The following is a 22,801-nucleotide window of genomic DNA, read 5'->3' as shown; positions in this document are numbered from 1 at the left end:
CGGCAAAGGCGCCGCCGGGACGGCTATGCTTGGCGGTTGACACGTTGTCTTCCGGAAGCCGCCATGACCGACCCTGCCCAGACCCCCGACGTTCCGCTGCTGGATGCCGTACAGGCGCGCCTGCTGGGCTGCCTGGTGGAGAAGGAAGCCACCACCCCGGACACCTACCCGCTGACCGTCAACGCCGCGCAATCGGCGGCCAACCAGAAGACCGCCCGCGAGCCGGTGATGAACGTGAGCGCCGGCAGCGTGGAGCATGCGCTGCGCCAGCTGGAGGCACTGGGCCTGGCGCGCCAGCACTTCTCCTCGCGCGCCGACCGTTACGAGCACCGCCTGCAGAGCGCGCTGGACCTGACCCGGCAGCAGACCGTGCTGCTGGCCCTGCTGCTGCTGCGCGGGCCGCAGACCCTGGGCGAACTGGTCACCCGCGCCGAGCGCCTGCACCGCTTCGCCGATGCCGACGAAGCCCGCCACGCCATCGAGCGCCTGCAGCAGCGTGCCCTGCTGGTGGTGCTGCCGCGCGCCAGCGGCCAGCGCGAAGACCGCTACATGCACCTGCTGTGCGGTGAAGTGGACGGCGCGGCGTTGGCAGCGAAGTACGCCAGCAGTGGCGGCGGTGCCGAGCCGGCCGACCCCGGCCTGGCCGAGCGCGTGGCGCAGCTGGAAGCGGCAGTAGCCGAGCTGCAGGCCCAACTGGCCGGGCTGCGCGGCTGAAACAGCCCGCCGGGCATGGCCCGGCGCCACCGCAGCTGCACCCGGTAGTGCCGGCCGCTGGCCGGCATCCAGGCATGACCAGGTTGCCGGCCAGCGGCCGGCACTACCCGACCTCAGCCGCACCCAAGGTAGCGAACAGCCGGCTGGGTGTTTCGATGCCCGGCAGCTGGATGACCCCGCGCTCGTGCATGCCCAGGCCCAGCAGCACCTTCGCCGAGGCGATGTTGTCCAGATCGGTGATGCCGTAGAGATCCATCAGGCCCAGCGCCGTGCGCGCGTGATTGAACACCGCCCGTGCCGCCTCGCTGGCATAGCCCTGTCCCGCGTATGCGGACAGCACCGCGTAGCCGATATCCGGTGCCGGCAACCCCTCGCGGCGCACCAGCCCGGCGTTGCCCAGCCACGCACCATCGGACAGCCGCTCGATCGCATACATGCCGAAGCCATTCAACGCATAACTCTGCAGCACACGCAGGGCGATGTACTCGCGCGCCTGCGCTTCGTCGCGCACGTTGCGGTCACCGATGAAACGCACGAAGCCCGGATCATTGAGCAGGGCCAGCATCGGTGCCGCATCGCGGTCCGGTTCAATGGCCCGCAGGCGCAGGCGTTCGCTTTCAATGGGATGCACGCGCAGACCTCCAGCAGAAACCCCGATTCTGCCTCAACGCGCGGCTGTTGCTTTTGATTTTCTTTGCATTGCCGTGGCAGGACGCGCCCGGAATCTGTCAGAGGCCGGTCGGGGTGGGTTCGCGGGGGTATCCGCGCCATGGATGGCGCGGCTAAGCCCCCAGGGACGGGTTCACGGCGTCCCCCGCGAACCCACCCCGACCGGCCACACCGCGTAGCCAACGCGCGCTCGACCACGGAGGGGCGGCGCCGTTGGAGCGCCTTAGTCGAACAACGCCTCGATCGCCGCCAACCCCGCCGTCGCCCGCTCCTTCTTGCGCGCCGCATCCGCCACCGGATCAGCGCCATCGCGCTGGATCTCCTCGGCCGGGATCTCCTCGAAGAAGCGGCTCGGCTTCAGCCGCACGTGTTCGCCGAACTTGCGGGTCAGCTTGCTGTAGCTCATCCACAGCTGGATCTTGGCGCGGGTGATCCCCACGTACAGCAGGCGCCGCTCTTCCTGCAGATTGCCCTCGTCCAGGCTGACCTGGTGCGGCAGCACGCCGTCCTCGCAGCCGACGATGAACACGTAGGGGAATTCCAGGCCCTTGGAGGCGTGCATGGTCATCATCCGCACCTGGTTGCCACCCTCGTCCTTGTCGCTGCGCGACAACAGCGCCAACTGGCCGGCCAGGTCGGCGGCGGTGGCACCACGCGGGCCACCCTCGAACCACTGCGCCAGTTCTTCGATGTTGTTGGCGCGACGCTGGTAGCTGGCTTCTTCCTTGGCCTGCTGCCGCAGCTCGCTGAGCAGGCCCGATTCCTTGGCGACCTTGCGGATCATGTCGCCGGAGCTGATCTGCCGCGTCTGCGCGCGCAGGTCACGCAGGATGTCGGTGAAGCGCGCCAGGCTGTTGGCCGCGCGCGGTGGCAGCTGCTGCAGCGCGCCGATCGCCTCGGCGGCCTGCGCCATCGGCATGCCCTTTTCCGAGGCCAGTTCGGCCAGCTTGGCCAGGGTGCCGGCGCCGACTTCGCGCTTGGGCGACTGCACCGCACGCAGGAACGCGGTGTCGTCGTCCGGGTTCACCAGCAGCCGCAGCCAGGCCAGCGTGTCCTTCACTTCCTGGCGCTCCAGGAACATGGTGCCGCCGGTCAGGTGATAGGGGATGCGCAGCAGCTGCATCGCCTTTTCCAGCGGACGCGACTGGAAGTTGCCGCGGAACAGGATGCAGAAATCGCTCCACGGTACGTTGCGCGTCTGCGCTACGAACGCGATCTCGGCGGCGACCTTCTCGGCCTCGTGTTCGCTGTTGCGGCACTCCCACACACGGATGCGCTCGCCGTCGGCCTGGTCGCTCCACAGCTTCTTCAGGTGTTCGTGCGGGTTGTTGGCGATCAGCGCGTTGGCCGCGCGCAGCACGCGGTTGGAACACCGGTAGTTCTGCTCCAGCTTGATGATTTCCAGCGCCGGGTAATCGCGCCCCATCTGCTGCAGGTTTTCCGGGTTGGCACCGCGCCAGGCGTAGATCGACTGGTCGTCATCGCCCACGCAGGTGAAGTTGCCCTTGTCACCGGCCAGCTGCTTGAGCAGGCGGTACTGCGCATCGTTGGTGTCCTGGCATTCGTCGACCAGCAGGTAGCCGATGCGCTCGCGCCAGGCCAGCGCGATCTCCGGGTTCTCTTCCAGGATCTGCACCGGCAACCGGATCAGGTCGTCGAAGTCCACGGCGTTGAACGCGCTCAGGCGCAACTGGTAGCGCTCGTAGATGCCGGCCGCTTCCTTCTCGCGGTTGCTGCGCGCAGCGGCCATCGCCTGCTCCGGCGACAGGCCGGCGTTCTTGGCGCGCGACACCAGGTTCTTCATGTCCTCGATGTCGTCCGGCTTGGCGCCGTACATCAGGTCCTTGATCTGCGCGGCCGCGTCATCGGCATCGAAGATCGAGAAACCGCGCTTGAGCCCGACGGCGGCATGCTCGATCTGCAGGAACTTCAGGCCCAGCGCATGGAAGGTGCAGATGGTCACTTCATCGGCATCCTGCTCGCGCAGGCGTTTGGCCACGCGCTCGCGCATTTCCTTGGCCGACTTGTTGGTGAAGGTGATCGCGGCGATGCGCTTGGCCGGGTAGCGGCCACAGCTGATCAGGTGGGCGATCTTTTCCACGATCACGCGCGTCTTGCCACTGCCGGCGCCGGCGAGCACCAGCAGCGGCCCTTCGATGTGGAGGACGGCGGCAGCTTGGGGGGGATTGAGACCGTGCATTGGGGTGCGATTGTAGCGGGCGTTGGTGGCGGCCACAGCCACCGGCCGGTGGGCTTGCTGAACAGCTTCGGCCGGCGCCGGGTGGCGTCGTACAATCGGCCGATGGCCAAGCTCTATTTCTACTATTCGGCGATGAACGCCGGCAAGACCACCACCCTGCTGCAGAGCGCGCACAACTACCGCGAGCGCGGCATGCGCGTGGCGATCCTGACCCCACGCCTGGACGACCGTGCCGGCGCGGGCGTGGTCGCCTCGCGGATCGGCCTGCGCGCCGACGGCATGGCCTTCGAACGCGACACCGACCTGCAGCAGTGGGTCAGCCAGGATCTGCAGGCCAACGGACCGCTGGGCTGCGTGCTGGTGGACGAGGCGCAGTTCCTCAGCCGCAGCCAGGTCTGGCAGCTCAGCGAAGTGGTCGACCAGCTGCGCATCCCGGTGCTGTGCTACGGCCTGCGCACCGATTTCCGTGGCGAGCTGTTCGAGGGCAGCCAGTACCTGCTGGCCTGGGCCGACGAGATGCAGGAGATCAAGACGATCTGCCACAGTGGCAAGAAGGCGACCATGACCGTGCGCGTGGACGAACATGGCCATGCCGTGCAGGACGGCCCGCAGGTGGAGATCGGCGGCAACGAGCGCTACGTGTCGGTCAGCCGCGCCGAGTTCAAGAAGATCACCCGTGGCGAGGGGCGGATCGATCCGGCGCAGGCACCGCTGCCGCTGTAGGGGGTGTTCGGCAGGGCTGCGCCCTGCACCTGCTCAACGCAACAGCAACAGCAACAGCAACAGCGAAAGCTGGCATTGCGTGGGATGGCGGGGCGGTGTCGGCTTGCAGGACACGCCCTAAACCCGTCCCTGGGGCTCGATGGCGCCATCCATGGCGCCAACGGTCCTGCAAGCCCACACCGCCCCACCTCTGACAGATTCCCGCAGCTGTTGGCAGGTGTCGACCTTGGTCGACACATTTGTCAGATGTCGAATGAAATTCCGGGGTCAGATCCGGTTTCCTTCGGAAAACGGATCTGACCCCACGAGCTGTTCCGACAGACGCAGAAATCTGTCGAAGGCGGGGTGGGTCCGGTTGCGGGGGCGTGAGCCGCATGGATGCGGCGACCGAGCTTACATGGACGTACTTGCAGCGTCCCCCGCAACCGGACCCACCCCGCCTACCCACAGGAAACCAGCTTCTGCTTCGGCTGTTGCTGTTGCTGTTGCTGTTGCTTTGGCCTCGGCAGGTGCAGGGCTGCAAGCCCTGCAAACCAACACCCCTCTCAGTACAGCGTGCGCTCTGGCGCACCAGCCGGCGGCGGGGTGTACTGGTACAGCCAGGTTTCGGTGAGGGTCTTGCCGCCACTGCGCAGGTACAGGCGGATGTCGATCTGCTCGCTGCTGCCCTCCGGCGGCACCAGGTCGAACATCGCGCGGTAGCCCTTGATCTCGCGCAACGGCCGCGCCGAGACGATCTCCACCCGGCCACGGCTGGTTTCAACAACCGCTTCGACATCAGCCTTGTCGATCAGGCTGGCCAGTTCGCCGCCTTCGAAGTCGACTGCAAAGCGCCACGAGAAATACTCGCGCTTCTTGCCGATCACCCCGCCCAGGCCGGTGCGGCTGGCAACGCAATGGGCCAGCGGCGTATGCGCCGGCGGCTGTGCGCCCCAGTACAGCCGGTAGCCGACCAGCAGTTCCTGGCCCGGCTGCGGCTTTTCCTTCGGGTTCCAGAAGGCCACGATGTTGTCGAAGGTTTCATCGACGGTGGGAATCTCCACCAGCTGCACCGAGCCCTCGCCCCAATCGCCCTTCGGCTCCACCCACAGGCACGGACGCTTCTCGTAGAACACGCCGTCGTCCTGGTAATGGTCGAAGTTGCGGTCACGCTGCAGCAGGCCAAAGCCACGCGGATTGCGGTCGACGAACATGTTGAAGCGCAGGTTGCGCGGGTTCACCAGCGGCCGCCAGATCCATTCACCAGCGCCGGTCCACAGCGACAGCCCGTCGGTATCGTGGATTTCCGGGCGCCAGTCCCAACCCATGCGGCGGTCGTTCTCGCCCACTTGGTACATGCTGGTGCAGGGAGCGATGCCCAGCCGCTCGATGGTCTTGCGCGGGTACAACGCGCTGTCGATGTCCATCAGCAGCACCTCGCCGTTGGTGACGGCGAAGCGGTAGGCACCGGCCACGCTGGGCGAATCCAGCAGCGCATAGACGATGATGGTGTCCGAGTCGGCCGCAGGCTGTTCCAGGTAATAGGCGATGAAGTCGGGGAATTCCTCCGGCTTGCCCATGCCGGTGTCGATGGCCAGGCCACGCGCGGACTGGCCGTACTGGCCTTCCTTGCCCACTGCGCGGAAGTAGCTGGCACCCAGGAACGCGGCGAAATCGCGGTCGGTGTCCTTGCGCGTGTTCAGCCGGAAACCGGCAAAGCCGAGGTCGGCCGGCAGCTCACCATTCTTCAACCCGCTCTTGCCGTAGTTGAACGCGGCGCCGTCATAGGCCAGTTCCTGCGCCTTGCCGTCGACCACGTCGTACATGCGCACGGGCGAATGGAAGTACAGACCCAAGTGGAAGAACTTGGCCTGGAACTTACCCGGCTGGTCGGCCCACAGGGCGTGGTCCTGGCGATAGCCGATCGACTGGTACTGATCCCAGTCCAGCGCCTCCAGCTTGCCCGGCAGCACCCGCTTGTGGCTCTGGTAGGGCGCCTGTGCCAGCGCGCGCGCCTGGCCCTTCAGGGTGGCGAAATCGAACGGCTGCGGCTGGCCAAGCCGGCGCAGCCCAAGCTGGCCACTCTTGCTGGCCGCGCAGGCCGGCAGTGACGGCAGGCCGAAAGCGGCCAGGGCCAGGGAGGCATTGCGGATGAAGTCGCGTCGTTGCATGCAGGCGCGGGAGCAAAGGGAAGGTCGGCCATCATAGGCAGACAAACGTTAACGGGCAGCGGTGGACTCGATACCCTGTTCAGCCTGCGCCAATGCCGCAAGGCGGGCATCAAGCTCGTGCAGGGCCGGTGCCTGCGGACCGCGCTGGGCCAGCAGCAGCTGTCGTGCCTCGGCCAGCACGGTGCGGGCCTGCGCGATCTGGCCGGCCTGCTGCAGGACCTGCCCCTGTGCGAGCAGCGCCTGCGGCAGCAGGGCGACGTGATCCGGTTGCCGCCAGATCGCCACCGCGCGGGCATAGTGCGCTGCTGCTGCCGAGGGGTCGCCGCTGGCGCTGGCCCACTTCCCCAGCGCGAACTCGCCGTAGCCGATCTCGCGATGGTCCGGGCCCAGGGCGCCGAGCAGCTGTGCCTGCACCTGCCGCAGTTCCTGGCCGGCCAGCGCGTGCTGGCCGCGCTGCAGGGCCAGCAGCGCGCGTGCGCGGCGGACCACCAGTGCCTCCGGGTGGCGCGGTCCCCATGCCTCCTGTGCCGCCTGCCAGGCCAGCTCCAGCTCGGCCGCTGCCGCCTGCGTGTCGCCCTGCCGGGCCAGCACATCGCCCAGCTGGCGATGCAGGCTGATCACCTGCGGGCTGCTGGCATCGGCGCGTTGGCCGAGCAGGGCCAGCGCCTGCCGGTACCCCGCCAGCGCGGCCGGCAGGCGTCCGGCGGTGGCGTCCAGGGCGGCCAGATCGGCCAGTGATTCAGCACGCCCGAAGCGCTCGACCATCCCCTGGTGACGCAGCGCCAGCGCCTGCTGGAACGAACGTCGCGCCGCATCGGCGTCACCCAGTTGGGCCTGGCAACGCCCAAGCTGGCTGTGGAACTCGGCCACCGCCGCCGGCAATGCCGCCGCCTGGCTGGCCGCCAGCGGTTGCAGTGGCTGCAGGTGCGCCAGGCACTCGCGTCCGCGACCGAGCATGCGCAGTGCCCGCCCGCGCTGGGTAACCGCCTCGATCTGCAGCGCCGGCGGCACCTCGCCCACCTCCTGCAGCAGCCGGCGCTGCTGGTCCAGGGTCTGCAGCGCCAGCTGGTAGTCGCCCAGGCCGATGCGCAGGCGGCCGATCACCCCTTGCAGCTCGGCCAGCGCCAGCGGCTGGTCAGCCAGTTCGGCTTCGCCCCGTTGCTGGCCGGTGGCCAGCAACTGCGGCACGTCGAAATGGCCGTGGCGCTGGCTGGCCGCCTTGTCGAACAGGCCAACAGTGAAATCCTGCATGGCCTGCGCACGCGCCATTTCCGCCCGCGCCTGGCGCAACTGCCACAGGGCGAAGGACGTGGTCCCCAACAGGGCCAGCGCGGCCAGCCCGGCCAGCGCCACGCCCCAGCGATGGCGGCCTACGTACTTTCGCACCCGGTAACCCACGCCCGGCGGACGCGCCTGGATCGGCTGCCCCTGCAGGTAGCGGCGCAGGTCGCCGGCCAGTGCTTCGGCCGAGCTGTAGCGCTGCTGCGGGTCTTTCTGCAGGGCCTTTTCCAGCAGCACGTCCAGATCGCCACGCAGTCGCTTGGCCTGCCGCAGCAGCGCCCGTCTCGGTGCCCCCGGCTCGGCGGCCAGCCGTTGCAGCAGCGCCGAGGCACGCGGTGCCTGCACATCCAGGATCGAGCGCTCCCATTCCGCATCGCTGTGCCGGCGCAGGCGATAGGGCTTGTGCCCGGTGACCACCTCGAACAGCACCACGCCCAGCGAATAGACATCGGTCAGGGTCGTCACCGCCTCGCCACGCACCTGCTCCGGCGCGGCGTAGTGCAGGGTGAACGCGCGGATTTCGGTAGCCGGATGGGCCGCGTTCGGGTCGTCGTGGTCGAGCAGCTTGGCGATGCCGAAGTCGAGCAGTTTCACCGTGCCATCGGCGCGTACCAGGATGTTGGAGGGCTTGAGGTCGCGGTGCACCACCAGGTTCGCATGCGCGTGGCTGACCACCGCGCAGACCTGCAGCATCAGCTGCAGCCGTGTTTCCAGCGGCGGTTGCAGGCGCCGGCAGTAGTCGCTGATCGGCTCGCCTTCCACGTAGTCCAGCGCCAGGTAGGGCTGCCCGTGCTGGTCCACCCCGGCGTCCAGCAGCTGTGCCAGGTGCGGGTGCTGCAGGCGGGCCAGGATCTGCCGCTCGCGGCCGAAGCGCTGGCGCAGGCCCGGATCGGCGACGCCACTGCGCAGCAGCTTCAGCGCGACCTGGCGCTGGTACAGGCCATCGCAGCGCTCGGCCAGCCAGACCTCGCCCATGCCGCCTTCGCCGAGCGGATGCAGCAGCCGATACGGCCCGACCTCGCTGCCGGCGCGGCCTGGCGGTGTGGCGGTCCACAAGGGCTGGGCCATGAACTCGTGGCTGTCGGCTTCCTGCTGCAGCAGGCGTTCCAGTTCGCGGCCCAGCGTCGGGTCCTGCGCACTCAAGCGCTGCAGGCGCAGCTGGCGGGCGGCCGGCGCCAGCTCCAGCAGCTGGTCCAGCCAGGACGACAATTGCTGCCAGCGGGCGGCGTCCATCGTGGGGTTCGGCCCGGGGTCAGTCGCTGCGCATCGCGGCCAGCAGGAACAGCCGCGCTTTCTGCCAGTCGCGGCGGATGCTGCGCTCCGAGCGCTGGCTCAGTTCGGCGATCTCCAGTTCGGACAAGCCGGCGAAGTAGCGCAGCTCCACCACCTTGGCCAGGTGCGCATCGACGGCCTGCAGGCGTTCCAATGCAACATCGAGGGCCAGCAGATCCTCGTCCAGGCGTACGCCGCTGCTGCTGTTCTCGGGAATCTCGGCCACCCGCTTGAGGTCGCCCCCGCGTTTGCGCGCCAGCCGGTTGCGCGCGTAATCGACGACCACGCTGCGCATCGCCGACGCCGCATAGGCGAAGAAGTGCGCACGGTCCTCGAAGCGCGCCGCACCGCGGCTGCCCAGCAGTTTCAGGTAGGACTCGTGGACCAGCGAGGTCGCATCCAGGGTGCGTCCCTGCTGCCCGGCCAGCTGCCGCCGGGCCATGCTGTGCAGTTCCTGGTACAGGGTGGTCAGCACACGGTCGAGCGCGGCGCGGTCGCCACCGCGCGCAGCATCCAGCCATACGGTGATATCCGGGCCTTCGTCCATCGCCAACGCTCCCCCGCAGCGGATGTCGGCTGGACTATAGCGCTGCGCGTGTGCAGCGCATGAAGACGTTCAGCGCTGGCAGCGGCTGCACCACACGCTCGCCCGCTGGCCGATCATGGCGTGCTTGAGCGGGCGGCCGCAGCCGGGGCACGGCAGGCCATCGCGGCCATAGACCAGCAGCTCCTGCTCGAAGTAGCCCGGCGCGCCGTCGGGGCTGATGAAATCGCGCAGGGTGGTGCCACCGCGGGTGATGGCGTAGTCCAGCGTTTCCTTCACTGCCGTGGCCAGCCGCCGATAGCGCTCGCGGGTGACCTTGCCGGCCTCGCGCAGCGGGCTGATCCCCGCCTTGTACAGGCTCTCGGCGGCGTAGATGTTGCCCACCCCGACCACCACCGCCTGGTCCATCAGGAAGGTCTTCACCGGCGCGCTGCGGCCGCGGCTGCGGGCAAACAGGTAGTCGCCGTCGAAGGCGTCGTCCAGCGGCTCCGGGCCCAGGCCCTTCAGCAGCGGGTGGATCTCGCCGGCCGGCTGCCAGAGCAGGCTGCCGAAGCGGCGCGGGTCGTTGAAGCGCAGCAGGCGGCCGTTGTCCAGGCTGATGTCCACATGGTCGTGCGCGCGCAACGGGGTGTCGCCGGGCAGCACGCGCAGGCTGCCGGACATGCCCAGGTGCAGCACGGCGCTGCCGATGGCGGTATCCAGCAGCAGGTACTTGGCGCGGCGACGCACCTCTTCGATGCGCTGGCCGGGCAGCAGCTCGGCCACTTCCGGTGGAATCGGCCAACGCAGGTCGGCACGGCGCAGGATCACCCCGTGCACGCGGCGGCCCTGCAGGTGTGGCGCCAGGCCACGGCGGGTGGTTTCTACTTCGGGCAGTTCGGGCATGGGACGATTCTATGCCCGCTCAGCGCGGCGGTGCAGCCAGTTCCCGTGCATCCAGGAAGCCGTCACCGTTGGCGTCCTGCTTGTGGAAGCGCTGCACGATCACCTGCCGCTGCTGCTGGCGGGTGATGGCCCTGCCCTTGCCGCCGGGCAGCTCGTCGGCGGTCAGCACGCCATCGCCGTTGCGATCCATGCGATCAAAGGCATACAGCATCCACTGCAGGTACTCGGCTTCACTGACCTTGCCGTCGCCATCGCTGTCCATGCGCTGCAGGTAGCTGGCGGTGTCGCTGACCTGGGCCTGCACGGCAGGTGCGCACACGGCGGCCAGCAGCAATGCCGTCAGCACAGCCCTCATCCGCCCACCAGGGTGTAGCCCTTCAGTCGCGCGGCATAGGCCTGCAGCGCGGCGATGCCGCTTTCCTCGGCCTCGCGGCACCAGGCCTGCAGTTGTCGCAGGCGCTCGGCGGCATCGTGGCCGCGTGCTTCCAGCAGCGTCGCCAAGCGTGCGCGGTATTCCACCAGGGTGCGGATGCGCGGGCGCTGGGCGACCCATTCGCTGAGCTGGGCGCGGCTGTCCGGCTTCAACCAGCGGCCGTCGTTGACCAGGCCCCGGCGTAGCCGGCGCGGCAGCAACCGGCGCAGCTTGGCCCCTGCGTGTCGCGCTTCTTCGCGCAATGCCGGCATGAACACGTTGCGCTGGTAGTCGGTCATCGCCTGGAAGCGATGCGACAGCAGTGCCTTCAGGGTATCGGCGTCGGGCACGGCGATGTTCGGGCGCACGTCCATGGCCGGCGCGACACGCAGGACCTTGGCCAGGCGCAATGCCTGCAGCAGGCGGATCGCACTCCAGCCGATGTCGAATTCCCAGCGCCGCATCGCAAAGCGCGCCGAACTGGGGAACGCATGGTGGTTGTTGTGCAGTTCCTCGCCACCAATCCAGAACGCCCACGGCGTCAGGTTGGTGGAGGTGTCGGCCGACTCGTAGTTGCGATAGCCCCACCAGTGGCCCAGGCCATTGACCACACCGGCGGCCCAGAACGGGATCCACGCCATCTGGATCGCCCACAGGGCGACGCCCGGCAGGCCGAACAGCACGCTGTTGACCGCAAACAGCAGCACCGGGCCGAACGTGGCGTACGGGGTGTACAGGCGGCGCTCGATCGCGTCGTCCGGAGTGCCGCGACCGTACTGTTCGATGTCCTCACGCATGCCGCGTGCTTCGCGGTAAAGCTCCACGCCGCGCCAGAACACCTGGCCGATGCCGCGGGTAACCGGGCTGTGCGGGTCGTCCTCGGTTTCCACCTTGGCGTGGTGCTTGCGATGGATCGCCACCCACTCCTTGGTGATCATCGAGGTGGTCAGCCAGGTCCAGAAGCGGAAGAAGTGCGCGACCACCGGATGGAAGTCCACGCCCCGGTGCGCCTGGCTGCGGTGCAGGTAGAGGGTGACCGAGAAGATCGTGAGCTGGGTGAAGACCAGCAGCACCAGGGCCAGCTGCCACCAGCCCAGGCCCAGCACGCCACCGGTCAGCAGGGACATCAGGGCATCAGGCATGGCGGCGCTCCAGAGCAACACAGGTATGGGAGACATCATGGGCGCTTGCGTTGCAAACTGCACCTTGCACCGCTGGATTGGCAGCGCCATTCCGTGGCTTCGTTCACAGTTGGGGACCCGTGTTGTCGAGCCTTGATCCGCGCACCCGCGCCGCAGCCCCGTCCGCCGGGGACCTGCCACCCTTGATCGAACTGGACCGCGCCAGCGTGATGCGCGGCCAGGTGAAGGTCCTGCACGGGCTGAGCCTGCGCATCGCGCAGGGCCAGCACACCGCCCTGCTTGGCCCCAATGGCTGTGGCAAGTCCACCTTCATCAAGCTGATCACCCGCGAGCTGTACCCGCTGGCGCAGGCCGACGGCGCGGTGGCGGTGAAGGTGCTGGGCCAGAACCGCTGGCAGGTCGACCGGCTGCGGTCGCAGCTGGGCATCGTCACCGGCGACCTCAGCAGCAACCTGGCCGACATGCCGGGGCTGACGGTGGAACAGGCGGTGCTGTCGGGGTTCTTCGCCAGCTACGTGGTACCCGCCTTCCGCGAAGTCACCGCCGACATGCGCATGCGGGTGGGCGAGACCCTGGCGATGACCGGTGCGTCGGGCCTGCGTGAGCGTGCCTACGCCGAACTGTCGGCCGGCGAGACCCGCCGCGTGCTGATCGCCCGCGCACTGGTCAACCGGCCGCAGGCGCTGCTGCTGGATGAACCCTCCACCGGGCTGGACCTGGTCGCCCGGCAGCAGTTGATCGCCACCATGCGCGTGCTTGCGCAGCAGGGCATCACCCTGGTGCTGGTCACTCACCACATCGAGGAAGTGATCCCCGAGATCGAGCGGGTGGTGCTGCTGCGCGACGGCCGCGTAGTAGCCGATGGAGCGCGCGCCGAGCTGCTGCGCGACGAACCGCTGTCGGCCGTGTTCGGCGGCGCGATCACGGTGGTGGAACAGGAAGGACGGCTGACCGCGTACGCGGGGTGACACCGCTTCTGTGGCGGGCCGGACGTCCGGCCCGCCACGCCTTGATTCAGAACCGCAACGCCAGCGCGCGCGACTCGATGGGTGCCATCCGGCTCTGGTCCTGCAGCTGCAGGTCGCGCAATTCATAGGGCGCACCGAAGCCGGCAGGCAACGCGGCCTGGTCGAAGGGCAGCACCAGCGCGCCGCGGCCCGGGCCATCGAACCACGCTGCGGCATGCGCCTGCGCCACCGGCTGCAACTGGCCGCTGGCTGCGGTGGCATACAGGGTGCCGCGCGCCTCGTAGCGTCCGGCGGCGGCCACCTGCAACGGCAGACTGACCTGGCGGCTGGAGGGATCGGGCATGGCCTGGCCGATGAAGCGCGCGGTCGGCCGCGCCACGGCGAAGGCGACCTTGCCATCGCGCAGCACGCCGTCGGCCTGGGCAAACACCTGCAGTTCCCACAGGCCCTGCGTGTTGCTGGCCTCGGCGGGAATCCTTACCTGGGCACGCAGGCTGCCATCGGTGGTGCGCAGCAGCCGTTGCGGCCAGCTGCGGCCATCGGGTGCAACCAGCAGCGCTTCGCCGCCGAGGCTGTCACGCCGTGTGCGCAACGTCGCCGCGCTGGCACCGTCTTCCAGCAGACGCGCCTGCAGCTGCACGTTGCCTCCGGCCAGCACCTGCGTCTGGCTGGCCTGCACTTCCAACCGCAGCGGGCTGTTGGGCTCCAGCACCTGCACCACATAGCGGCCCTGCGCCTGCGCGCTCTGCAGGCGGTAAACACCGGCCGCGCTGGCGGTACCGGTGCGCAGCATGCTGCTGCCATCGCCGACCGGCATGCCCGCATCCTGCAACTGGCGTGCATCGACACTGCGCGCGACGCTGCTGCGCCCCGCCGGATCACGTACCTGCAGCGAGGTGGCCGGCAGCGCGCGGGCGCCCGGCGCCGGGCTGAGCTGGATCACCGCATCCGGTGCGCTCAGGGGCAGTTCCAGGCCGCGCTGCAGTTCGGCAGCGTCGACCTGCTGCCAGTAGCTGCGGCTGATGGCGGCCTGGGGACCGGGAGCCTGCAGTGGCTGTGCCGGGTCCAGCGCCCAGGCGAAGGCCAGCGGCGCGTGCTCGCTGTCGTCGGCGGGCAGCGGCGCGGCAACCAGTGCAGCGGGAATCTGGTCGCCAGCGGCAACGCGCAGCGGCTGCGCGGCCTGCGCCGATGCAGTGGAAAGGACCGCCAACACGGCGGCAGCCAGCAGGGTGGAATGGATGGTCATGGTCATCTCCCTCACTGGGTCAGGTCGTTGCGCAGGAGGCTGCCGAGGCCGAAGCACTCGCGGCGGCTCTGGTTATGGCTGAGCGGCTCGGCGCCCTGGGTGCGCGCCTTGTCGGTGAACCACAGGGTGCCGGCCGCCTTCTGGCTGCTGCACTCCAGGAAACCGTCCGAGCACGACGACAGCCAGTTCTGGGTGAACTCCAGGCCGACATTGGCGGAGTAACCGCCGCAGTAGCTGTTGCTGTCCCACACCGCCGATTCGACATCGCTGCCGACCACTGCGCGGAACGGCCTGGGCAGGGCCGGGCGGCCGGTGGTGCCGTACAGGTTCTGCGCGTTGTAGGTGGCCATGTGCCCCACCTGCTGCATGCGCACGGCATCGTTCTTGTAGCCCAGCAGCCAGCCCAGCGAGGTCTCGAAGGTGTTGCCGTTGAGCACGGCGTCGGCCAGCGGCGTACCTGCCGACGAGGGCGCCAGCGCAGTGACCTTGCGCAGCCGGTTGATGATCTTCGGGTAGCGGCTGTCGTAGGTGGGGTTGGACAGGATCCAGCGCATCACGTTGCCGCCGTTGGAATGGGTGATCACCACCAGCTGGGTTATGCCCCGGCTGTCGATGAAGCCGGTGAGCTGGTTGGCCAGGCAGCCAGCCGCTTCCGGCTTCCACATGTACTGGGTGAAGTCGCAGTTGATGACCACGTAGTTGCTGCTGTTCGGCAGGCCCTGGCGGACGGTGTCGATGATCGCCGGCTGCCAGTAGTCCTGCGTGGCGTTGGTCTGCGCGCCGGTGCCGTGCACGAAGGCGACGCCGTAGACATCGGCGGCCTGCGCCGGGGTGGTCGCCAGCCCCAGGAGCAGGGCCAGGACGGTACTTCCTGTTGCGGTGCTGCGCATCGCGTCTCTCCCTTTCAGCGGATCCCCCCGGCCCGGCTGTGAGCTGATGCTCATGGCGGCAGCGCGTGAAAGTCCGTGCGCTGCGCCCGGATTCAGCAGATTGCCGACAATTGATGACCGTTTTTCATCCGGTGCAGCGCGACCATGCCGGGTCTGGCCGTATGTCCGATGGAAGCTGCGGCCGGCAATCGAGGCTGCGATCATGGCCGGCGAGTTCCCTGCCCGAGTCTGCCCATGTCGTCGATCCTCCCCCCTGCCCGGCCGCTGCTGGGCCTGGCCATCGCGTTGTCGCTTGCCGGCTGCGCCGCCACCACCGCCAGCAAACCGACCGCCGTCGAAGCCAACGTCACCACCAAGGCCGTGGGCTACCTGGACAAGACCGCAGTGCCGGCCAGCATCGACCTGGTTCCGGCACCACCGGCCGCCGGCTCGGCGGCCTTTGCGCTGGACGAGCAGGTCAGCCGTGAAGCACGTGCGCTGCGCGGCAGCCCGCGCTTCGCCCAGGCCAGCGCCGATGCCGAACTCGGCTTTCCGGAAGGGGCCAACCATTTCTCCTGCGCCGCCGACATCGACGTGGATGCAGTGAAGACCCCGGCCCTGTACCGCCTGCTGGAGCGCAGCCGCATCGACGCCAGTGCTGCCACCAAGGCTGCCAAGAACAGGTACCAGCGCCCGCGCCCGTTCATGGTCAACGGTGAACCGACCTGCTCGCCGAAGGATGAGGAAGGCCTGCGCAAGAACGGCTCCTACCCGTCCGGCCACACTTCGATCGGCTGGGCATGGGCATTGATCCTGTCTGAGATCGCACCGGACCGCGCCGATGCCATCCAGGCCCGCGGTCGCAACTACGGCGAGAGCCGCCTGGTGTGCAACGTGCACTGGCAGAGCGACATCCTCGAAGGCCGCTTCATGGGTGCTGCTGCCGTGGCCCGGCTGCACGACAACGCGGCGTTCAACAGCGACCTGCTTGCCGCGCGCAGGGAGATCGCTGCCGCGCGCAAGGCCGGCCTGCATTCCAGCCGCGACTGCGCCACCGAAAGCGCCGTGCTGAAGGTGCGCCCGCAGAGCGCCCTGTAATCCACCGCCGTTGCGCTCGCCGGGCATGGCCCGGCGCTACCGGGCGCGACGCATGGGTAGCGCCGGGCCATGCCCGGCGGACGCGAAAAACAGAAGGGCCGGCAGTGCGCCGGCCCTTCGTCATTGCATTACTGCGGCAACCGCATCAGAACTTCGCGGTGAACTCCACGCCCCAGGTACGCGGCTCGTTGAGGAAGCCCGTCAGGTTGTTGAAGTCGATCGCGCCGACCACGCGGGTCTGGTTGGTCAGGTTGCGGCCGAACACGGCTACGTCGTACTGGCCGTAATCCCAGTTGTAGCCCAGGCGCAGGCCACCTTCCAGCGAGCTGCGGCCACGGAACTCCGGCGACTCGTAGATGAAGAAGTTGACCGCACTGCGGTAGGCCCAGTCGGTGTAGGCATACAGCTCGCTGCCATCGCTGAGCGGGAAGCCCACGCGCAGGGTCGCGTTGTGGATCCACTTCGGTGCCTGCGGCAGCGGATTGCCGTTGACCAGCGCATAGGTGCCGCCATTGATGACCGTGGTCGGGTCGGTGATGGTGCAGCCGCCGCCACAGACCGCCACCGCCAGGTTCTTGTCCTTGATCTCGGTGTCGTTGTAGCTGCTGCCGAAGGTCAGCAGCACGTTGTCGGCCAGGTAGGCCTCCAGGTCCAGCTCCACGCCCTGGCCGATGGTCTTGTCGGCGTTGAGCAGGGTGGCGGTGTTGTTGGTGCCACCGACGGCGATCAGCTGCTGGCCGTCCACGTCATAGCGGAACACGCTGAAGCCCAGGCGAGCACGACGTTCGAACAGGTCGGCCTTGATGCCGGCTTCGTACGAAATCACCTTCTCCGAATCGGCCTGCGACAGTCCCGGTGCGAACGCCAGGCGCCCCTGGATCGACGGTGCGCGGAAGCCCTTGGCCACGCGTGCATAGGCGTTGACGTTGTCGGTCAGCTTGTACACGCCGCTGACATCCCAGCTGACGTCGTTGACGTCGGTGTTGGCCAGGTACGGACCGCTGACCGGGGTGCCGAACGGAACCGCCTGCAGCACGCTGGCGCTGAAGTCCTTCTTGTCCTGGGTGTAGCGCACGCCGGCACGCAGCTTGAAGCGGTCGGTGACATCGAAGTCACCCGAGGCGAACACCGCCCACGCCTTGTTGCGCTGCTGCTGCACGACGTGGCCGGTCTGCGGGTTGCCCGGGGTCAGCGAGTCGTAGTTGAAGTTGTTGATGGTGACGTCTTCATCGAAGTAAAAGACGCCGGCCTGCCAGTCGAAGCGGCCCCATTCGTTGGATTCCACGCGGAATTCCTGGGTCCACTGACGGTGGTGCGGCAGGCCGTCGGCCGACTCGGACGAGAACGGAATCAGGCCCGGGCCGGAGTTGCCTGCACCCAGGAACGCGGCGCCGTAGCCACCGTCGATGTCGCCGCGGTTGAGCGACTCGGCGGTCTCGTAACCGGTGATCGAATGCAGGGTCACCGAACCGAGGTTCCACTGCAGGCGCGCGCTGCCGCCCCAGGTTTCCAGGTCGGAGAAATTGACGCCGTCGTTGGCGACCTTGTCGCGGTCGAAGTTCTCGACCAGCGCGTTGCCGCCCTTCTCGATGATGTTGGCGCGGAACAGGCGCGCGGTGCCGTTGAGCTTGCGCTTGTGCAGGTTGAACAGCGCTTCGAAGTCATCGCCTTCGTACAGGAACTGCACGCGGCCGGCGGCTTCGTCATAGCCTTCAAAACCACTGTTGGGCGCACCGGCACGGGTGTTGTCGACCCAGTCGTCACGACGCTGGTAGATGGCCGACACGCGTGCGGACCAGCGGTCGGTCAGCGGGCCGCCGTAGGCGCCCTGCACATTCCAGCTGTTGTAGCTGCCATAGCCCACGCGCACGTAGCCATCGGCATCCTGCGACGGCCGCGCCGAATCGAACTTGACCACGCCAGCCGGGGTGTTGCGCCCGAACAGGGTGCCCTGCGGGCCGCGCAGCACTTCCACGCCGGCCAGGTCGAACAGCGGGAAGCCCTTCAGCAGCGGGCTTTCCTGCACCACATCGTCGTACACCAGCGAGACCGGCTGCGATGCATTGAGGTCGAAATCGGTATTGCCCAGGCCGCGGATGTAGAAGCGCGGGAAGGCGCGGCCGTAGGACGACTCGATATTGAGGCTCGGCACGCGCGCAGCAAGGAAGCGGATGTCATCGCCCGCCGAACCGAGCACGTCGAGCTTTTCGCCCTGGATCGCGCTGATCGCCACCGGCACGTCCTTGGCGTTCTCGACACGACGCTGTGCAGTCACCTGCAGCGCATCGAGGGCGACCGGATCCTTGGCGGCGGGGGTTTCCTGGGCGGCTGCTGCCAGCGGCAGCAGGGCGGAAAGAGCGACAACGAGCGGGCGCGCGACCGGAGAGCGGCCACGGGAAGTACGGGTCGGAGACATGGCGGTAGGCTGTGTTTGGAGGGGTGGTAAAACGGCGCTACCAGATAATTGTTGCAATACAGCACCTCCCTCGCAAATGCCGATCGTTCATGGCCGCCTCGCGCGCCGCCGGACGCTGCCGCTGGACTCGGGGTTTTTCCCCGCAACGGACCTGCTGCGATGACCCAGTGGTACTTCCATGCTCCCGGCCAGGCCGATCGGGTCGGTCCGTTCGACGTGCGCTGGGTCCAAGGCATCAGGAGCATGCTGTTCGGTGGCGAAGACGTGTTCCTGGCCACGCTGACCCGGCCGCAGGGGCGGCAAGAGCCGCGGCAAATGCTCGCTGCTGGGCTGACGGGCCGGTCGACGGACGTCTGGCGGTGCCGGCCGCTGGCCGGCAATCGCTGGGATGCGTGGGTTGCCGGGGTTGCCGGCCAGCGGCCGGCACTACACAGTGAGCGGCAGGCGATTTCATGAATGGGGAGCCGACCCACCCTGCCCGGCCTGCCACGCCTTCGGTATGCTGGCGCCCTTTCCTGAATCCGGCGCCGCGAGCGCACTGCCGATGAGCCTGTTCCGCCCCCGCGTGATGCTGTCCGTCGCCCTGCTCGGCCTGCTGGCCGGTTGCGGTGGTGAAGAGGTCCGCCCCACCCCGCCCGCGCAGCCCACCGTGGTTCCGCAGGCCAAGCCGGTGAAGATCGGCATCGCGCTCGGCGGCGGCGCGGCCAAGGGCTTTGCGCACATCGGCGTGATCAAGATGCTCGAGGCCAACGGCTTCGAACCGGTGGTGGTGTCCGGCACCAGTGCCGGCAGCGTGGTCGGCGCCCTGTATGCCAGCGGCATGGACGCCTTCCAGATGCAGAGCAAGGCGGTGGCGCTGGATGAAGCCAGCATCCGCGACGTGCGCCTGTTCTCCGGTGGCCTGGTGCAGGGCCAGAAGCTGCAGGACTACGTCAACGAACAGGTGGCCAACCGCCCGGCCGAGCGCCTGAAGAAGCCGTTCGCCGCCGTCGCCACCCAGCTGGAGACCGGCGAGCGTTCGATCTTCGTGCGCGGCAACGTCGGCCAGGCGGTGCGTGCTTCCAGCAGCATCCCCGGCGTGTTCGAGCCGGTGAAGATCGGTGGCCGCAACTACATCGACGGCGGCGTGGTCAGCCCGGTGCCGGTGGATGCCGCACGACAGCTCGGTGCCGAGTTCGTGATCGCCGTGGACATCTCCAGCAAGGCCAGCGGCAAGGCACCGACCGGCATGCTCGGCATCGTCAACCAGTCGATCTCGATCATGGGCCAGCGCCTGGGCGAGCAGGAACTGGCGCGCGCCGACATCGTGATCCGGCCGAAGGTGCTGGACATCGGTGCTGCCGATTTCAGCCAGCGTGGCACGGCCATCCTGGAAGGCGAGAAGGCCGCGATGGCGGCGATGCCGCAGATCCGCGCCAAGATCCAGCAGCTGCAGAAGGCCCGTGCCGCGGCGTTGGCACCGGCACCGGTGGCAGCGCCCAAGTGCGACGAGCCTTCGCGCCTGGGCAAGCTGATGGGCCGCAAGGAAAAGTGCTGACGCCCGGCGCTTGAACGGCCGCCGCGGTCAGCGCCGCGCTGGTGGGTAACCACTGGCCAGGCGTCGCTGCCGGCGCCGCTCATCCACCGCCCGGTCATGCCGCTGTGCGCTCAGCTGCAACTGCTCCATCGCATCCCCCGGCAGCCACAGCTGCTGCTGGGCACGGGTGATCGCCACGTAGGCCGCGCGCACCGGGCTGTGCAGCGCGCGCGCATCATGGCCGCTGTCGAAGCAGCACGGCGCCATGGACACCGTGGCGAACTGCAGGTTCTTGGCGTGCTGGGCCAGGCACAGCACGACGCTGGCCTCGTCCGCATCGACCAGTTGCCCGAGCAGGCGCTGCAGCGCCGCAGCGTCGAAGCCACCGGCAAACAGCGCGGGGATGTCCGCCTGTCCACGCTTGGCACAGACCTGCACGAAGCTTTCCCAGCGTTGTCCGGGGCCGCCAGCGGCGGCGCTGCGCCAGGCGTCGATCGGACCGTCCACTTCTTTCAACAGCGCCTGCCGCGACGCAGGATGCAGATGCACGCGCGCGCCGCGCGCAACCAACTCGTTGGCTTCCAGCAGCATCCGCCACAGGCTGCCGTACAGGCGGGCGCCGGTGCTGGGCACCGCCGACCAGTCGTCATAGCGGCGCAGGCCGGTGGCGCGGTCGCTGGCGCCCACGAAAGGCGCCGGCTCACCGAGATCGTCCAACGCCAGTGACTGGTTGACCAGCGCATCGACCTGCCGCCCCTGCCGCACCGACTGGTGCATCTCCAGCGTTTTCGCCGATGACCAGCGCTGTACGCGTCCGCTCAGCCGTTGATGCGGATCGCCCAGGCTGACCACGCCGGGCGCGTGGGTGGCCAGCAGCTGTTTCCATGCAGGGCTGAGATCGTGCGCCTCATCGACCAGCACCATGCCCAGCGACACCGGCAGCGGCACGGCACGCAGGGCCAGCCATTTGCCGATGTGCCCGGCATCCAGGCGCAGGCAGCCACCCTTCTGCACCACCGGATCGAACATGCAGCGCCAGACGAATTCCGCGGCCGCGATGAACGGCGTGGCTTCCAGCTGCGCTGCGCCCAGCGAGCGCTGGAAGTGCCAGGCCTGCAGGTTCGGCGCTGACGACGCGCACCACCGGTTGATGGCGTCCAGGGCGATCATCAGGACCTGGTCCGGCCGGCGTGCACCGATGGCCGGCACGCCGAGTCGGGCAGCCGCCTCGCGCAGGGTCAGCGTGCTCTGCCGGTAGGTCGGTACGAAGCCACCGGTCAGGCCGTTGGCGGCGGCATGGCGGGCGATCGCGTTGGCGAACTCGATCTGGGTCAGCAGGCGCGTGCCGGCGCCGGCCGGCAGCCGCGCGCGGAATGCCTCGACCTGGCCACGCGTGGGCGCCACATAGGTGTAACGGCCCGGGCGAGCCTGCAGCAGCGCCAGCACCAGATGGCCCTTGCCGGTGCCGGCATAGGCCTGCAGGTCGATCAATTCATCGGGATTGGCCGCGATCGCACGCAGCACGCGTGCCTGTTCGGAAGTGAACAGGCCGTTGTGCTGGGTCGCATGCGTTGTCTGTTCGTCATCGCCGGTGTCTTCGTCATCGCCTTCGGCCAGCGATGTCGCCGGAAAGTGGATCGTGTGCTCTTCCAGGGTGATCCTGCACGCCGCCTGGAAGTCCGCGCCGGGATAGGCGTCCGGCGACGCGGCCAGCACCGCCTCCATCACCTCGTCCGGTGCCAGCAGCACGTCCTGCGCGGCCAGCACGCCCAGCCACGCCTCCAGCGCCCGCGCGTCCTGTCCAGCGCTGGCCGCCAGCTGCGCCTGCGCAGCAGGGCCATCATCGGCGGCGAACAGCGCACAGGCGTCGTGCAGCAACCGCTGCAGCTGGGTGGCCGGTGGCCTCTGCCGGCGGCACAGCATGGCCACCAGCAGGCCGGCCTGCTCCAGCGGTGTGTCCGGCGGCGTGCCGTCGCTCAGGTGCCGCAGCAGGCTCTGCTCGCGCAGCGGAAGGAACAACGGGGAAGACGTCGGGAATGGGGTATCAGACATGCCGGAGCCAGAGGGAATCACTGCGCGGCCTGCATGTGCACGGCCGCCGCGGGCCACGATGCTCGGCCAGCGCACGCGCGCCGTCAAACATCACCGCGGCCGCCGGTTCATTCCAGCTGCGACAACGGCAATGCCTGAAAACCCTTCACCGTGCGCAGCACGAAGCTGGAATTGGCATCGGCCACGCCACCGGCGTTGAGCAGCCTGTCCAGCAGGAAACGCGAGAAGTGCTCCAGATCGCGCACATACACGTGCAGCAGATAGTCCATGTCGCCGGTCAGGGCGTGGCAGGCCACCACTTCATCCCAGGCCTGCACGCTGTCGACGAAGTGCCCGATCGCGGCCTGGTCATGCTTTTCCAGCTGTACGCGCACGAACGCCTGCAGCCCCAGGCCGAGCCGGCGGGGCTCCAGGCGCGCGCCATAGCCGACGATCACCCCTTCGCTTTCCAGCCGCTGCAGGCGGCGCAGGCAGGCCGACGGCGACAGGTTCACCCGCGTCGCCAGCTCCGCGTTGGTAGCGCGACCATCCCGCTGGATTTCAGCCAGCAGACGTATATCCGTGCGATCGAACTGAACTTCTCCGGCCATTGTTGCCCCGCAACATGGTGAGTACGCAAGGATATTGCGCCAACAAGATGAATC

The 22,801-nt window shown here is 68.4% G+C and carries 19 protein-coding genes; 6 read left to right on the top strand and 13 right to left on the bottom strand.

Translation table 11 applies throughout. From position 1 onward, the window contains the following. Positions 1-63 precede the first annotated feature (63 nt). The gene (locus LMF57_RS00340) at positions 64-714 is read left to right on the top strand and encodes a DUF480 domain-containing protein (protein WP_229290499.1); all 651 of its coding nucleotides are present in this window, start codon (positions 64-66) and stop codon (positions 712-714) included. Positions 715-817: 103 nt separating this feature from the next. Here LMF57_RS00340 and LMF57_RS00335 read toward each other — a convergent pair whose 3' ends face one another. Further along, positions 818-1,345, bottom strand: coding sequence for a GNAT family N-acetyltransferase (locus LMF57_RS00335; RefSeq protein WP_229290498.1), 528 nt, complete (start codon positions 1,343-1,345; stop codon positions 818-820). Between the two features lie 261 nt (positions 1,346-1,606). Beyond that, positions 1,607-3,583 (bottom strand): UvrD-helicase domain-containing protein, encoded by a 1,977-nt coding sequence (locus LMF57_RS00330; RefSeq protein ID WP_093820450.1) that lies wholly within the window; start codon positions 3,581-3,583, stop codon positions 1,607-1,609. A gap of 102 nt (positions 3,584-3,685) precedes the next feature. On the opposite strand from LMF57_RS00330, the gene LMF57_RS00325 reads away from it, so the two are divergent. Further along, a complete protein-coding gene (locus LMF57_RS00325; protein WP_025875442.1) occupies positions 3,686-4,306 on the top strand; it encodes a thymidine kinase in 621 nt (206 codons plus the stop codon). Positions 4,307-4,851: 545 nt separating this feature from the next. Here the strand turns inward: LMF57_RS00325 and LMF57_RS00320 are convergent. The 6 genes from LMF57_RS00320 to LMF57_RS00295 form a co-directional block, all read right to left on the bottom strand. Then, on the bottom strand, positions 4,852-6,456 hold the full coding sequence (locus LMF57_RS00320; protein ID WP_229290497.1) for a glucan biosynthesis protein D: 1,605 nt from the start codon (positions 6,454-6,456) through the stop codon (positions 4,852-4,854). 48 nt (positions 6,457-6,504) lie between these two features. Then, positions 6,505-8,970: a serine/threonine-protein kinase gene (locus LMF57_RS00315; protein WP_229290496.1), complete on the bottom strand. Its 2,466-nt coding sequence runs from the start codon at positions 8,968-8,970 to the stop codon at positions 6,505-6,507. 19 nt (positions 8,971-8,989) lie between these two features. Further along, positions 8,990-9,556, bottom strand: a complete 567-nt coding sequence (locus tag LMF57_RS00310) for an ECF-type sigma factor (protein ID WP_025875449.1) — start codon at positions 9,554-9,556, stop codon at positions 8,990-8,992. A 69-nt stretch (positions 9,557-9,625) separates the two neighbouring features. Beyond that, positions 9,626-10,438: a bifunctional DNA-formamidopyrimidine glycosylase/DNA-(apurinic or apyrimidinic site) lyase gene (gene mutM / locus LMF57_RS00305; RefSeq protein ID WP_093820299.1), complete on the bottom strand. Its 813-nt coding sequence runs from the start codon at positions 10,436-10,438 to the stop codon at positions 9,626-9,628. Between the two features lie 19 nt (positions 10,439-10,457). Next, on the bottom strand, positions 10,458-10,793 hold the full coding sequence (locus LMF57_RS00300; RefSeq protein WP_117309146.1) for an EF-hand domain-containing protein: 336 nt from the start codon (positions 10,791-10,793) through the stop codon (positions 10,458-10,460). After that, positions 10,790-11,992: a fatty acid desaturase gene (locus LMF57_RS00295; protein WP_229290495.1), complete on the bottom strand. Its 1,203-nt coding sequence runs from the start codon at positions 11,990-11,992 to the stop codon at positions 10,790-10,792. The genes LMF57_RS00300 and LMF57_RS00295 overlap by 4 nt, the downstream gene beginning before the upstream one ends. A gap of 209 nt (positions 11,993-12,201) precedes the next feature. Here LMF57_RS00295 and LMF57_RS00290 point away from each other — a divergent pair, with 209 nt between their 5' ends. After that, positions 12,202-12,960, top strand: coding sequence for an ATP-binding cassette domain-containing protein (locus tag LMF57_RS00290; protein ID WP_229291417.1), 759 nt, complete (start codon positions 12,202-12,204; stop codon positions 12,958-12,960). A gap of 46 nt (positions 12,961-13,006) precedes the next feature. Here the strand turns inward: LMF57_RS00290 and LMF57_RS00285 are convergent, their stop codons facing one another. Together LMF57_RS00285 and LMF57_RS00280 are read right to left on the bottom strand one after the other, a co-directional pair. Further along, positions 13,007-14,206 carry a DUF4785 family protein gene (locus LMF57_RS00285; protein ID WP_229290494.1) on the bottom strand — a complete coding sequence of 400 codons (1,200 nt, stop codon included), beginning with the start codon at positions 14,204-14,206 and terminating at the stop codon, positions 13,007-13,009. An 11-nt stretch (positions 14,207-14,217) separates the two neighbouring features. After that, positions 14,218-15,096: a hypothetical protein gene (locus LMF57_RS00280; RefSeq protein ID WP_117309143.1), complete on the bottom strand. Its 879-nt coding sequence runs from the start codon at positions 15,094-15,096 to the stop codon at positions 14,218-14,220. A gap of 234 nt (positions 15,097-15,330) precedes the next feature. Here LMF57_RS00280 and LMF57_RS00275 point away from each other — a divergent pair, with 234 nt between their 5' ends. Then, complete coding sequence (locus LMF57_RS00275) at positions 15,331-16,173, top strand: phosphatase PAP2 family protein (RefSeq protein ID WP_117309142.1); 843 nt, start codon at positions 15,331-15,333, stop codon at positions 16,171-16,173. Between the two features lie 145 nt (positions 16,174-16,318). Here LMF57_RS00275 and LMF57_RS00270 read toward each other — a convergent pair whose 3' ends face one another. Continuing rightward, on the bottom strand, positions 16,319-18,589 hold the full coding sequence (locus LMF57_RS00270) for a TonB-dependent receptor (RefSeq protein ID WP_025875467.1): 2,271 nt from the start codon (positions 18,587-18,589) through the stop codon (positions 16,319-16,321). A 159-nt stretch (positions 18,590-18,748) separates the two neighbouring features. Between LMF57_RS00270 and LMF57_RS00265 the strand changes: the two genes are divergently transcribed. Both LMF57_RS00265 and LMF57_RS00260 read left to right on the top strand, forming a co-directional pair. Continuing rightward, on the top strand, positions 18,749-19,045 hold the full coding sequence (locus LMF57_RS00265; RefSeq protein ID WP_229290493.1) for a hypothetical protein: 297 nt from the start codon (positions 18,749-18,751) through the stop codon (positions 19,043-19,045). An 88-nt stretch (positions 19,046-19,133) separates the two neighbouring features. Beyond that, a complete protein-coding gene (locus LMF57_RS00260; protein WP_229290492.1) occupies positions 19,134-20,126 on the top strand; it encodes a patatin-like phospholipase family protein in 993 nt (330 codons plus the stop codon). A 27-nt stretch (positions 20,127-20,153) separates the two neighbouring features. On the opposite strand, the gene LMF57_RS00255 is transcribed toward LMF57_RS00260, so the two are convergent. Both LMF57_RS00255 and LMF57_RS00250 read right to left on the bottom strand, forming a co-directional pair. Beyond that, a complete protein-coding gene (locus LMF57_RS00255) occupies positions 20,154-22,157 on the bottom strand; it encodes a hypothetical protein (RefSeq protein WP_229290491.1) in 2,004 nt (667 codons plus the stop codon). A gap of 107 nt (positions 22,158-22,264) precedes the next feature. Beyond that, the gene (locus LMF57_RS00250; RefSeq protein ID WP_025875473.1) at positions 22,265-22,747 is read right to left on the bottom strand and encodes an Lrp/AsnC family transcriptional regulator; all 483 of its coding nucleotides are present in this window, start codon (positions 22,745-22,747) and stop codon (positions 22,265-22,267) included. Positions 22,748-22,801 lie beyond the last annotated feature (54 nt).

It is taken from the genome of Stenotrophomonas sp. SI-NJAU-1 (assembly GCF_020883215.1).
GTDB lineage: Bacteria > Pseudomonadota > Gammaproteobacteria > Xanthomonadales > Xanthomonadaceae > Stenotrophomonas > Stenotrophomonas indicatrix.
Note: the sequence above shows the minus strand (reverse complement) of the source record. Positions and strands in the feature narration are given on the sequence as shown.